The following is a 13,313-nucleotide window of genomic DNA, read 5'->3' on the forward strand; positions in this document are numbered from 1 at the left end:
ACTCCAGAAATCGGGCCGAGAAGCGCTGAGATTCGCCGCCTGCCACATCTATTTCTGACCGTCCCTGTTTGGTCTGCTCGAGCGATGAGTGACGACGGTTCCACGCCGAGTGACACGATGGCAGAGCGAAGCGACGACCCAACCTTGAAACACGAGTTTCTGTTGAACGCGAATCGCTGGCTCGTCACGGTCTGGTTGATGGTGTTCGTCTTCGTCGGTCTGCTCGTCGTCAGCCACGTCAGCCCCGTCTCGCTCCCGGCGTTGATGGGCGAGAAAGAACCCGTTCACACGCTCTTTCAGGCGCTCGTAACGGCCCTGATCACCGGTGTCACCCTCGTCGTGACGATCAACTCGCTCGTGCTCTCACAGGAACTGGGTGCCGTCGAGGACCAACGAGGCCGACTCGAGGGCGCACTCGAGTTTCGGGAAGATATCGAGAAGTCGATCGACGCGCCGATCAGCCCGCCGGAGCCGTCCTCGTTCATGCAAGCAATTATTGCCGCCTCACAGGAGCGTGCGAGCGAGTTCAAGCGAACCGTCTCCGATAGCCACGACGACGAACTCATCGAGCGCGTCGACGACTTTACCGATAACCTGACGACCCACGCCGATTCGATCGAAGCCGACCTCGAGAACGCTCAGTTCGGCACGTACGGCGTGATCAAGTCGGCACTGGACTACAACTACTCCTGGAAGATCTTTCGCGCCCGCCGGATCAAAAACGCCCACGTCGACTCCTTCGACGAGGAGGCGACCGAGGCCTACGAGGACCTCCTCGAGTCGCTCAAACTCTTCGGCCTCGCCCGTGAGCACTTCAAGACGCTGTACTTCCAGTGGGAACTCATCAACCTCTCGCGAGCGATGATGTACGTCGCGATCCCCGCGCTGGTCGTCACGATGTCCATGCTGCTCTTTTTCGACGCGGACGCCGTCAGCGGGACCCTCCTCGGCATTGACGCCACCGTCTGGGTAGTCGCGCTGACGTCGACCATCGCCGTCACCCCCTTCCTCCTGTTGATCGCGTTCGTCCTCCGCATCGCGACGATGGCCAAACGAACGCTCGCCATCGGCCCGTTCATCCTCCGGGACTCGAGTCGCGGCGAGGAGATCGACTGGAGTAACGATTCGGAGTGAGGACTCACGCTGTCGTCCCCACCCGGGTTACTTCGGCTCCGGCGTCGGAGACGAACGCATGGCCCACACAGCCACCGACGAGGTCCGCGTCTGGTTAGTCGAACGGACGTACTCGGACGATGAGCAAAATCTGATCATCCTCACCTACGCGACGACCGACGGCGACCAATACTTCCGCAAGGAGCGCGCGCTCACCTCGTTTACGGACGCTCGAGACACGACCGCAGCAGTCGAGGTCGAACCCACGAATCTCGGGAACGTCGAGGATTCCGAGCAGCGAGCGAACTATGCTGCCGAAGCGAAACGGATGGCGGAGGTCCACGAACCCGACGACGTCATCTGAAACGTGCGTCTGGGGACGCGAAACGCTCGATTCGCGAGGTTACAGCGGCGCGCCCACGAGCACCAGTTTCACGCGCTCGTCGCCGCGGTTGAAGATCTGTCGTGATTCCTCCGAATCGAGTCGGAGCAGGTCGTCTTCCTCGAGGGTCACCGTCTCGTCTCGGTCGGTCAGTTCGACCTCGGCACTGCCGCTCGCGACGTAGTAGATCTCCTCCTGGTCGGTGTGAGTCTCGTCGTGTTCTTTCCCCTTCCCGCCCGGCTCGAGTTCGAGGATCGAGAAGCCGATGTGGTCGGCCTCGAGTTCGTCTTTGAGAAACCACATGCCGCCGAACTCCTCGGGGACGACTGACTCCGGGTCGGTTTTGGACGCAGTATCGTAGCCCATAGCTGGACAATCGACCGGCGTCGCCAAATCGGTGGGGGAAGCGGAAATCGGTCTGCCGGAGGAGTCGCCACGGCACTCCACCGACGGGGCCTACTCGAGTCGCCGACGGGACCTACTCGAGTCGCCGATGAGGGCCTACTCGAGGGCGGCGTCGACGAGTTCGATCGGGGTGGGCGGCTCCTCGGTCGCACCGGGTCGGTTCTCGAGTTGGGTTCGACAGGACGCCCCGGGAGCGACGACGCGCTCGCCGTCGCTGTCGTCGACTTGCTCGTAGAGGATGGAGGCGATGGCGTCGCTCATCGAGGCGTGTTCGGCCTCGTAGCCGAAACTACCGGCCATGCCACAACAGCCCGAATCGAGGGGGTCGACGGCGTAGCCCGCCCGGCGAAGGACGCCGACGGCGTGGTGGTCCTTCGCGACGGCCTTCTGGTGGCAGTGGCCGTGGTAGACGAGATCCGACGCGACCCCATCAGCGAACGCCATCTCCTCGTCGAGTCGGAACGTGTCGACGTACTCGCAGACGCCGTAGGTCGCGTTCGCGACGCGTTCGGCCCGGTCGCTCGAGAGGAGGTCGAGGTAGTCGAGTTGGAACATGACCGCGTCCGAGGGCTCGACGACGACCACGTCCCAGCCGTCCTCGACGAGCGGTTCGAGCCTCGAGACGTTCTTCCGAGCCGTCTCGCGAGCCTGCTCGAGGAAGCCCTTCGAGAACGCGGGGCGGCCGGTATCGCCGAGGTCGTCGGGAACCGTGACGTGAACGTTCGCAGCCTCGAGCGCTCGAACGGCGGCTTTGCCGGCTTCGGGGTGGCTGTGGTTGGTGTAGGTATCGGGATAACAGACGACTTTTCGATCAGCGTCTGCCTCGCTGACCTGCGAGCCCCCTCGCGTCTCGAACCAGTCGCGAAACGTCTCCGAGTGGAATTTCGGCAGCGAGCGACTCGCGTCGATCCCGATCGTTTTCTCGAGGACCGTTCGCGCACCCGGCACCTTCGCCATCGCGTTCGAGAGGGGGGCGAGACGGGAGCCCCACGCCGAGAGCGTCGCGACGTTCGCGAAGAACCGATCGCGGAGCGTCGCCCCGTGTTCCTGGTGGTACTCGTGGGTCACCTCGGCTTTGAGCTTCGCCATGTCGACCTCGCTCGGGCAGTCGATCGCACAGCCCTTACAGCCGATACAGAGGCCCATCACCTCCTCGACGAACTCCTCCGAGGTCGCCTCCTCTGGCTCGAGATCGCCGCTCATCGCCTGCCGGAGCGCGTTCGCTCGGCCGCGGGTGCTGGTGATCTCCTCGCGACTCGCGCGGAACGTCGGGCACATCACGCCGCCGGTCGTCTCCTGCTCGCCGCGACAGCCGCCACAGCCGTGACAGAGTTCGATCATCCCCTGCATGCCGTTGTCGTTCTCCCAGTGGAGTTCGGGCTCGAACCCGGATTCGAAGTGGTAGTCGGTGTCGAATCGAAGGTGCTCGCGCAGGTCGGTCGGATCGTCGTCGCGGAAGACGACCTGTCCCGGATTCAGGAGCCAGTCGGGGTCGAACGCCGTCTTGAGGTCCTGAAAGCGCTCCCAGAGTTCGTCGCCGTAGAGCTTCTGGTTCCACTGTGTGCGAGCGCGGCCGTCGCCGTGTTCGCCCGACACCGAACCGCCCAACTCGACCACGAGGTCTGTCGCGTCGTCGGCGATCCTGTGAAGCTGATCCATTCCGATCTCGCTCTTCGTGTTCACCAGCGGACGGATGTGCAACACGCCCGGGCCGGCGTGGGCGTAGAAGCTGGCGTACGTGTCGTGGTCCTCGAGAATTTCCTCGAACCGTTCGACGAACTCGGGCAACTGTGCCGGCGGAATTGCCGTGTCCTCGATGAACGAGATGTGCTTGGCGTCGGTCGTCCGCGAGAGCAAGATCGGCAGGCCGGACTTGCGGAGCTTCCAGAGCTGTGCGCGCTCTTCGTCGTCGTAGGCCTCGAGCGCCTCGAGTGCGAGGGTCTCGGCCTCCGCCTCGGGTGTCGATGGCGCGTCGGCTGGCACGTCTCCGGCGGGGCTCGCCGAGGGGACGCGATCGGCGAGCAAGCCGGCGACCTGTTCCTTCCCGTGTTCGGCGTCGTCGGCGTAGAACTCGACGAGCAAGACGGCGTTCGTCCCCTCGGGCAACATCGCGGCGACGGGGCCGAACTCCGCCGTGTCGCGGGCGAGGTCGATCAACACGTCGTCCAACACTTCGACCGCCGCGGGGTCGTGTTCGAGGATCGGCGCGACGTCGCGCATCGCGTCGTGGAGGTCCGAGTAGCACAGGAGGGAGACCGACTTCGTCTCGGGGACGGGCTCGAGCGAGACGGTCGCTTCGGTGACGATGGCGAGCGTACCCTCGCTGCCGGCCAACAGTCGCGCGAGGTTGACGGTCCCCGCTTCGCCGGTTTCCTGGCCGCCGGGCAGAGGCTTCCCGCGAGCCTCGGCGACGAGGCGGTCGAGGTTGTACCCCGAGACGTTTCGCTTGAGGTCGGGGTACGCCTCCTCGATCAGGTCGCCGTCCTCCTCGACGATCCGACTGACCTCGGCGTAGATTCGCGCCTCGAGGTCGCCGTCCGGGTCGCCGCGCTCGGCGAGTTCCTCGAGCGTCACCTCGCCGAACGTGGTTTGGGTCCCGTCGGCGAGGACAGCCTCGACGGACTCGATGTAGGCGTCCGTCTTGCCGTACTTCAGCGAGTGCGAGCCCGTCGAGTTGTTGCCGATCGCGCCGCCGATGGCGCTCTTGTCGCCCCACGCGGGGTCCGGCGCGAACTTCAGGTCGTGGTCCGCGAGCGTTTCGTTGAGCGTTCCGAGGATCGTTCCGGGCTGAACCGTCGCCGTTCGTTCGCGAGTGTCGATCTCGAGCACGTCGTTCATGTGGCGCGTGAAGTCGAGCACGACGGCCCGGTTGACGGTCTGACCGGCGAGACTCGTCCCGCCGCCTCGCGGGAGAATCGGAATCGATCTCGTGTGACAGTACTCGACGATCCCGACGACGTCGGCCGTCGATTCCGGGAACGCGACGGCGATCGGCGTCAGCTCGTACGCGCTGGCGTCGGTCGCGTAGAGTTCGCGGGAGTAAGAGTCGGCGCGAATCGAACACTCGACGAGCGCCTCGAGGTCGTCGACTAGCGCCGGACGGTCGACGTCGTCACTTCGATAGTCGTAGTTCGCGCGTCGGTCGGTAGCCGGATCGGCGCTCGGCTCCAGAGACATGTGGGTCCCTTACGCACAGGTGGCTAAAAGGCTCAGCATTACCGAAGATACCACGACCGATCGCGTTCGTGTCTGAAATGTAACTCGAGGTGATCGCGATCGACGCTCGCGCAAAAACGGTAGTCGCTCGACAACGAATTACTCGTAATCGACGGAGACGGACTCGAGGACGACGTCCTCTCGTGGCTGGTCGTTCGCGTCGGTGTCGACGTTGCCGATTTCCTCGACGACGTCCATGCCGTCGGTAACCTTCCCAAAGACGGAGTGGCGGCCGTCGAGGTGTGGCTGTGCGTCGAGGGTGATGAAGAACTGCGAGCCGTTCGTGTTCGGGCCGGAGTTCGCCATGCTCAGGACGCCGGCGTCGTCGTGACGGAGGTCGTCGTGGAACTCGTCGTCGAACTGGTAGCCGGGGCCGCCGCGGCCGGTTTCGGTCGGGTCGCCGCCCTGAATCATGAAGCCCTCGATGATGCGATGGAAGGCGACGTCGTCGTACAGCGGCTCGCCGTCGACTTCTTCGCCCGTCTCGGGGTCCTCCCAGGTCTTGCCCCCGGTCGCGAGTCCGACGAAGTTGTCGACCGTGCTCGGCGCGCGCTCGTCGTACAGTTCGACATCGATGTCTCCCTTGTTCGTGTGGAGTGTCGCAGTAACGTCTCCCATACGCACGACGACGGTCGGCCGAGTGAAAACGGTAGTGGTCTCGAGTCGCCGAAACCGAACGTTTTGCGCGTGAGTCGGATCCACGGACGACACGCGAGACGACCTCGAACTCGAGACGCCACCGCGACCAGCGCCGCTCGGTGTTCCGTGCGTGACGGACGGCCGCAGCTACATACGACAGGCCGTGGAATAGTCCGCCAATGACGGACGGAACGCACACGACCGAGGAGGTGACCCTCGCACGTCTCCCCTCGGGCGTGGCGCTGAGCACGACGATTCATACGTACGTGGGCGACGAGGACGGCCCGACGCTCTACGTGCAAGCCGCCCAGCACGGCCGCGAGATCAACGGCACCGAGACGCTCCGTCGGTTTCACGACCGACTGCCACTCGAGTCGCTGTCGGGAACGGTCGTCGCCGTTCCCGTCGCGAATCCGCTCACGTTCGATCTCGTCTCCTACGTCACGCCGGAGGAATTGGACAGCGTCAATCCGAACATGAACCGCGTCTGGCCGGGCGACGAATCGGGTAGCCTTCATCAGCGCATGGCCGCCCGTCTCTGGGAGGAAGCCGGCCGGGCCGACGCCATCGTCGACTTACACACGGGCAGCCCAGACATGCAGACCCACGTCGTCTACCGGGAGGGCGACGAGCGAGCGCGCCAACTCGCGCGGGCCTTCGGCACCGACCTCTTGCTCTCCGAGCAGGCCGACGACGACGCCGACGACGAGTGGCACCAGCGCGCGTTCTCGGGAAAGCTCCGCGTCGCCGCCGCCGAGGAGGGGATTCCGTCGATCACGCCCGAACTCTCCCACAAGGAACACATCCTCGAGACGGCCGTCGAAACGGGCGTCGAGGGCCTCCTCGACGTCTGTCGCTCCCTCGAGATGCTCCCCGGCGAGGTGCCAGCGCGAGCGCAGACGGTCGCGCGAAACCACCTCGGGCAGGTGACGGCGACCGACGCCGGATTGTTCCGCGCGAACCCGGGACTCGAGGTTGGAGAGCGCGTGACCGAGGGAACGGCGCTCGGAACGGTCTACGATCCGGCGACGTACGAACCGATTCAGGAGACGAGTGCGGATCGGGACGGAATTCTCTACGCGCTCACGCAGGAAGCGACCGTCGTCGGCGGCGACCAACTCGCGAGCGTCGCAGACATTCGAGACGAATAGGGGCCAAGAGCGAGCGTCTCAGGCCGAGAATCCACCGTCGACGACCAGCCCGTGGCCGTTGACGAACGAGGACTCCTCGCTGGCCAGAAACAGGATGGCGTCTGCGATCTCTTCGGGCTCTGCGAGGCGTTTTAGCGGGTATTGCGCGATCATCTGCTTGCGGGCCTTCTCCGGGTCATCCTGTCGCTCGAGGAACTGATCGAGCAGCGAGGTTTCGGTGAAGCCGGGACAGACCGTGTTCGCGCGAACGCCGTAGGGGCCGGCCTCGGAGGCGACCGCGCGGGTCATGTTCAGGACTGCACCCTTGCTCATCGAGTACGCGGCCTGCTTGGGAAGCCCGAGAATGCTCGCCAGCGACCCGACGTTGACGATTGCGCCGTGACCCTGCTCCTTGAGGTGGGGCAGCGCCGCGTGACAGCCGTTCCAGACGCCCTTGATGTTGATGTCGATGACGAAGTCCCGAATTTCGTCCTCGAGGCTCTCGAGGCTGCCACCGGGGTGGCCGGTCCCGGCGTTGTTGACCAGCACGTCGAGGCCGTGTTTTTCGGCGATAGCGTCGATGACGGCGTGAAACTCCTCGCTATCGGTGACGTCGAGTTCGTAGAAGGTTGCCTCGCCGCCGTCTGCTTCGATGTCCGCGGCGACCTCCTCCCCACCGTCGGTGTCGACGTCGGTGACGATGACGTGTGCGCCCTCTTCGGCACAGCGTTCGGCCGTTGCCTGTCCAATTCCTGCCGCCGCACCGGTGATGACTACCGTCTTGTCCTCGAGTCTCATACTCGCGTATCGCACGGCGAATACATAAATTCGTTCATCAAATTCGACGGATACAAATCCAGTGTTTCGAGTATCGGTCCGAATCGTAAACATCGGTAATTATCAGTTCGATGACAGCGCTTCGAGACGAACGTGTCTCACGTGTTCACGACGTCGCTGAATCGTTTCAAACACGCAATCGAAGCCGCCAGTGAAAACGCAACCGGCTACGCGCAGAATCAGAACGCTCGGAGGGCTTCGAGCACTGCCTTCGCGCTCCCGTCGTCGATAACCGCTCGAGCCTCGTCTATTCCATCCTCGAGCGACGCGACGTCTTCTCGAGCGTGCATGCGGAGCGCGCCGTTGAGAGCGACGGCGTCCGCGAAGTGGTCGTCTCGTTCGCCCGAGAGCACGTCTTCGGTGATCGACGCCGAGTCGGTGGTGACGTCGTCGACGGCGAGATCGTCGTTTTCCATCTCCATGCCGTACTCGCCGGTCTCGATCTCGTAGTCCTCGAGTTCCTCACCGTGGTCCCACTCGGCAACCTTCGTGTAACCGGGTCGGATGTCGTCGTAGCCTTCCATTCCCTGGAAGAAGATCGCACGGGAGTACTCGAGTTCCGCGCTCTCCTCGATGAGATCGGTCATCTTCTTCGCGAACGCGAGGTGATAGAACGAGCCGAGGTGGACGTCGGCATTCGCGGGGTTGGCGACGGTTTCGATCGTGTTGACGAACGTTCGGACGCCCATCTGGTCGCGGCGAGCGTAGAGGTCGTGGACGCCGGGGTTGAACGACGGCTGGTAGTAGAAGCCGAAGCCGGTTTCGTCGACCATCTCGGCGCTCTCCGCCGGCTCGAGTTGCGTTCGAACGCCGAGTTCGTCGAGGACGTGCTTGTAGGCGGTCGCCTTCTGCGTCGGGACGCGGTCGCCGGAGTGGACGACGATCGGGGTTCCCGCGGCGGCGGCGACGAGGCCGGCACCCACGCCGAGGACGGCCGACGTGTGCTTGCCGTCGTAGTTCGCCCCGCAGTCGACCGGATTCGCGTCGGGTTCGGCGGTGAGGACCGACTCCTCGCGCATGACGTCGGTGTAGCCCGCCAGTTCCTCGGGGTTGTTTCGCTTCCAGCGATTCGCGAGGAAGAACGCGCCGAGGGTCGTCTCGTCTGGCTCGCCGGCCAGAATGCGCTGGAAGGCCTCTCGAGCCTGCGCTCGAGTCATGTCGTCTGCGGACTTGGGACCGGAGCCGACGACTTCGGTCATCAGCCGCTTGAGCGGCCACTCGCCGAACGTCTGGGAAGTCTGCGCCATGTGTGTTCGTTGGGAAGCGCCGTGCAAAAACGTCCCGTTTCCGGGGAGGCGACCGAGTCACAAATGCGTGAGTCTACGAAAACGTCAACGGGGGAGCGCCCTCAGTCAGCCGTCGGCGCGTCGACGTCGATCCCGACCGATTCGGGCGTCATCTTCTCGGGGACGTCCACGTCTTCGCCGCGGATATCGTCCAACACCGGTTTGAGGTACTCGATGAACAACTCGGGGTTTTCGCTCATTGGGAAGTGGCCGATGCTCCCCATGTCGACCGCCTGGGCCTGCTCACCGATTCCCTCGGCTACTTCTCGAGCGTCGTCTGGATCGGTCGCGAAATCGTACTCACCGTTCATCACGTAGACGGGACACGACGGGTTGACCTGATCTAGTTTTCCTCTGTAATCGTGATCGACCGAGTAGTAGTAGAGGTCACCACGGAACAGGCCCGTCGAGCCCTGTTCGTAGAGGTGCATCGTCTCTCGTCGCATCGATTCGGGGCCCTGTGGTGCCATCAGCCCCCAGCAGGCGTAGGCGCTGGCTTCAGCGATGTTGACCTGTGGATCGTGAAACCAATCGAGGTAGTAGCCCGGGCTGTAGGTCCCGACCTCGAGACCGACGAGCGCGCGGAATCGGTCCGGGTGCCAGTCACCAAGTTGGAGGATGACGTTCCCGCCAATGCTCGAGCCCATGTAGACGGGATCATCGAGGTCGAGGGCGTCGGCGATACTGACGATGCTCTCCGCGAACTTCTCTTCGGTGAGCGTGTAGTCTTCGTTCCACCACGCTTCGCTCGTCGGCGGGAGCGATTTCCCGTGATGGGGAAGGTCGTACGCGATAACGCGGAAGTGCTCGGTGATCTCCTCGTCCTCGAGGAGGTGTCGCCACTCGTGGCCGTGATTGCCGGCTGTGTGTTGACAGAGCAGCGGAATGCCGTCTTCGGGCCCGCTTTCTTCGTAATACACGCGGTGATTGACCCCGTCTATTTCGACGCCGATATACTGGCCGGTGATCGAGACGCGTTCGCCGTGTTCGGGTGCTTGAATACTCATTTGCTTACGATTGGTGGGTTTCTCGCATCAGTTCGAGCGCTCGCTGGAAGGGGCGGAGATTCTGGAAGACCTTCTTGTTGTTACCGTGTAACTCGAGGTGCCCCTCGTCGCCTCTCACCGCGGTTCGGTAATCCGACGCGATGATCTCGTTGTTATGTGCGGGCGGGACGTCCTGGAGGAATTCTTCCCACGCGTCCCGGTTTCCCTCGACGCCGAAGGACCAGTCGCCGTTGATACCGGGGTTTTCTACGACGTCGACGACGTCACCGCCGTACATTTCGATTAGGTACCGATCCTCGTCGATTTGGACGAAGAAATTGTCGTCGAAGCGGTCGTGCCCGCGAACGCTCATCTCCTGGTCCGAGTTCACGTTCTCCTTGTACGTTTGCCACCATTCGGAACTGGCTAACTCTTCAGCTGACATGTGTTGTTGACTCCATCCATTGGCAGATACTATCTACCAAGGTGTCCAGAATGCCAACAGGCGCAGTCTTATACTTAATTTAGGAGGGAGTGAAGTACTTTTTTACCGAGGGATTCTGCCCCAAACGTCAAATTTCCGCCATATTATCGAGGCAAGTGAACGACGGGGTCTACCCAATCACTCGAGCGAGCGAGCCGGTCACCCGTCGAACTCGACTTCTAACAGGTGCTCCCGGAGGTCGTCCCCAGCCCCTCGAGGGTTCGTCGGCAAGCGCCGTTCCTGCAAGAGCGTGTTCTCGACGATCGTGTCCACGTCGGATCGCTCGAGACCGAGCGCCCGCATCGAGGTCGGTAGGTTCAGCGACCGCCGAAGCCGATCGCACTCGTCGACCAGCGCCTCCGCGGCCTCGTCGTCCGTCGCCGCCACGTTGGCTATCTCGAGTGAGCGCGCGATATCGGCGTATTCCTCCCGGCGAACGGGCAAATTGTACGTCAGCCCGGCCTCGATCGATGCGGCCAGGCACGCCCCGTGTGGGTCGTCCGTGAGCCCGCCCAGCGTGCTCGCGAGGGCATGAACGATACCCAATCCGGAGATCGAAAACGCCGTCCCCGCGAGGTGCGAGCCGACGCTCATCGCCTCCCGCGCGTCGCGGTCGTCTCCGTCGAACGTGGCCCGCTCGAGTGCGCCGTGGACCTGCGAGAGCGCTTCTCGAGCCAGTGCGCGCGAGGCGGGGTTCGCCCCTTGATAGGTAATCGGCCGCGATTCGATCCAGCGGTGATCGCGAGCCGTCAGGGACTCGAGGGCGTGGACGAACGCGTCGAAGCCGGAACGGGCGGTCTGTCGGGGCGGCAGGTCGGCGGTGAGTTCGGGATCGACCAGCGCGTGAGCCGGTCGGAGTGATTCGTCGCTAATTCCGCGCTTGACGCCGTCGTGCGTGAGGACTGCAGTCTGGGTCGCTTGCGACCCGGTTCCGCTGGTCGTCGGGATCGCGACGAGCGGAGCGACCGAGCCGGGAACGGCGTCGACTCCGAGGTAGTCGCTCGCGTCGCCGCCGTGTGCCAGCAGTATCGAGGTGACTTTCGCCGTGTCGATGACGGAGCCGCCGCCGACGGCGACCACGCCGTCGAACTCCCCGTTCGAGACGGACTCGAAATCGGTCGTCGAGGGCTCTGTCGTCGCGTACCGAATCGACACGTCGTCGTCGAGTTCCTCGAGCAGCGGTTCGAGCAAGCCGGCCGCCTCGATTCCCTCGTCGGTCACGACGAGCGGGTTCGTGATCCCCTCGCGCTCGAGGAGGTCGCCGACGGTCTTCGAGACGCCAGCACCGAATCGGGTATCCGTCGCCGTGAACGTGACTGCACTCGACTCGAGGCCCGACTCGCGTGTGTTGGGTGGAGACATATCTCATCGGTTCCCGAGCCTGCTACTAGACGATTGTGTTTGAAACCACGAGACGTGGCTTCGGCTACAGGGGGCACAGTCACGGGGAAACCGTGAGACGGTGACGGTGGAAACCGGTAGCCAGCCGGGGTGATCGACAGCTATACCCGCGGATGGCGGAAACGTTCGGGCGGTCGATCGTCGTAGCTATGGCCTGGCGCTACCGTGACACGGTTCTCGTCTGTTGTACGCTGGCGTTTTTCGTGACGATGGTCGGACGGCTGGCCGTCAGCCCGGTCATCCCGGAGATCATCGCCGAGTTCGAGGTGTCGAACACGCTCGTCGGCGTCGCGATGACCGGCATGTGGCTCGCGTACGCCCTCACGCAGTTCCCGAGCGGCGTCCTCGCAGATCGTCACGGGGAGCGCCTGATCATCCTCGCCTCCGTCGTCGGGACGGGGCTCACGAGCCTGCTGATCGTCCTCGCTCCGCACTTCGCGATTTTCTTGGTCGGCACGGTACTGGTCGGCGGGGCCGCGGGACTCCACTACAGCGTCGCGACGGCACTGCTCACCCGGACATACGACGATATCGGGACGGCTATCGGCATCCACAACGCGGGAGCACCCGTTGCCGGGTTGCTCACGCCGGTCGTCGTCGCCTGGATCGCCGTCCGCTACGGCTGGCGGCCCGCCGTCGCGATCACGGCCGTCGTCACCGTGCCGATCGCGGTGCTCTTCGCCTGGCGCGTTCGGCCGACGCCGCCTCGATTCCCCGAGCGACGGCTTCGGGACAGCATTTCCGTCGAACAGAGCCTCGAGATTCTCTCGCGGCCGTCGATCGTCTATACCGGCGTCATCGCCATCATCTGTGACTTTATCTGGCAAGGCGTGGCAACGTTCCTGCCGACGTTTCTGGTCGAATTTCGCGGCTACTCCACGACGACGGCGAGCATCCTGTTTGGCTGTTACTTCGTCGCCTTAGGGGTGCTCCAGATCGTGATTGGGAACCTCTCCGATCGGTTCGGCCGAGATACGGCGACCGGAATCTGTGCCGTCGCCGGAATGCTCGGATTCGGCCTGCTGATCAGCCCCACCGGCCCGGGCGGCGTCTTCGTCGGCATCCTGCTAGTCGGCTGTGGGATGGGGTGGGGTGCAGCGGTCTTGCCGCGGTTCATGGACCACCTCTCGGCCGAGGAGCAAAGCGTCGGGTTCGGGATGATCAGAACCGTCTACATGATCGTCGCCGCGTCGGGGTCGATCGCCATCGGGCTCTTCGCCGACCTGTTCGGCTGGGCCGTCTCCTTTGGCATCTTGATCGGCATGCTCGCCGTCGTGCTCGCGCTCATCGTCGCGAACTGGGCGTTGGATCTCCGATACTGACCCGACGGACTACTTTCGCCGAACGAAGCCTCTCGAGCGCCCATCAGTCGCTCTCTCAGGGACCGACTGCGTGAAGCTGTATCGTTAAGTGATCGCTCGCTGAACCTCTGCC

At 63.8% G+C, this 13,313-nt stretch carries 12 protein-coding genes; 4 read left to right on the top strand and 8 right to left on the bottom strand.

Annotated features, from left to right (window positions below):
- The first annotated feature begins 84 nt into the window (after positions 1-84).
- Entirely contained in the window at positions 85-1,134 is a 1,050-nt protein-coding gene (locus tag BB347_RS10945) for a hypothetical protein (protein ID WP_076581398.1), read from the top strand.
- Positions 1,135-1,192: 58 nt separating this feature from the next.
- A complete protein-coding gene (locus tag BB347_RS10950; protein WP_076581400.1) occupies positions 1,193-1,477 on the top strand; it encodes a hypothetical protein in 285 nt (94 codons plus the stop codon).
- Between the two features lie 39 nt (positions 1,478-1,516).
- Here the strand turns inward: BB347_RS10950 and BB347_RS10955 are convergent, their stop codons facing one another.
- The 3 genes from BB347_RS10955 to BB347_RS10965 form a co-directional block, all read right to left on the bottom strand.
- Complete coding sequence (locus tag BB347_RS10955; RefSeq protein WP_076581402.1) at positions 1,517-1,861, bottom strand: cupin domain-containing protein; 345 nt, start codon at positions 1,859-1,861, stop codon at positions 1,517-1,519.
- A 135-nt stretch (positions 1,862-1,996) separates the two neighbouring features.
- Positions 1,997-5,077: an FAD-binding and (Fe-S)-binding domain-containing protein gene (locus BB347_RS10960; protein WP_076581404.1), complete on the bottom strand. Its 3,081-nt coding sequence runs from the start codon at positions 5,075-5,077 to the stop codon at positions 1,997-1,999.
- Positions 5,078-5,215: 138 nt separating this feature from the next.
- Complete coding sequence (locus tag BB347_RS10965; RefSeq protein ID WP_076581728.1) at positions 5,216-5,734, bottom strand: peptidylprolyl isomerase; 519 nt, start codon at positions 5,732-5,734, stop codon at positions 5,216-5,218.
- A gap of 200 nt (positions 5,735-5,934) precedes the next feature.
- On the opposite strand from BB347_RS10965, the gene BB347_RS10970 reads away from it, so the two are divergent.
- Positions 5,935-6,906, top strand: a complete 972-nt coding sequence (locus BB347_RS10970; RefSeq protein ID WP_076581406.1) for a succinylglutamate desuccinylase/aspartoacylase family protein — start codon at positions 5,935-5,937, stop codon at positions 6,904-6,906.
- An 18-nt stretch (positions 6,907-6,924) separates the two neighbouring features.
- Here the strand turns inward: BB347_RS10970 and BB347_RS10975 are convergent, their stop codons facing one another.
- From BB347_RS10975 to BB347_RS10995, 5 genes are all read right to left on the bottom strand, one after another.
- Complete coding sequence (locus BB347_RS10975) at positions 6,925-7,683, bottom strand: SDR family NAD(P)-dependent oxidoreductase (protein WP_076581730.1); 759 nt, start codon at positions 7,681-7,683, stop codon at positions 6,925-6,927.
- 218 nt (positions 7,684-7,901) lie between these two features.
- Positions 7,902-8,969 (bottom strand): anthranilate phosphoribosyltransferase, encoded by a 1,068-nt coding sequence (locus tag BB347_RS10980; RefSeq protein WP_076581408.1) that lies wholly within the window; start codon positions 8,967-8,969, stop codon positions 7,902-7,904.
- Between the two features lie 101 nt (positions 8,970-9,070).
- Positions 9,071-10,015 (bottom strand): alpha/beta fold hydrolase, encoded by a 945-nt coding sequence (locus tag BB347_RS10985; RefSeq protein ID WP_076581410.1) that lies wholly within the window; start codon positions 10,013-10,015, stop codon positions 9,071-9,073.
- 4 nt (positions 10,016-10,019) lie between these two features.
- Positions 10,020-10,439, bottom strand: coding sequence for a hypothetical protein (locus BB347_RS19615; protein ID WP_076581412.1), 420 nt, complete (start codon positions 10,437-10,439; stop codon positions 10,020-10,022).
- A 198-nt stretch (positions 10,440-10,637) separates the two neighbouring features.
- Positions 10,638-11,840, bottom strand: coding sequence for an iron-containing alcohol dehydrogenase (locus BB347_RS10995; protein WP_076581414.1), 1,203 nt, complete (start codon positions 11,838-11,840; stop codon positions 10,638-10,640).
- Positions 11,841-12,028: 188 nt separating this feature from the next.
- Between BB347_RS10995 and BB347_RS11000 the strand changes: the two genes are divergently transcribed.
- Positions 12,029-13,201: an MFS transporter gene (locus BB347_RS11000; protein ID WP_076581731.1), complete on the top strand. Its 1,173-nt coding sequence runs from the start codon at positions 12,029-12,031 to the stop codon at positions 13,199-13,201.
- Positions 13,202-13,313 lie beyond the last annotated feature (112 nt).

Source organism: Natronorubrum daqingense, from assembly GCF_001971705.1.
Classification (GTDB): domain Archaea; phylum Halobacteriota; class Halobacteria; order Halobacteriales; family Natrialbaceae; genus Natronorubrum; species Natronorubrum daqingense.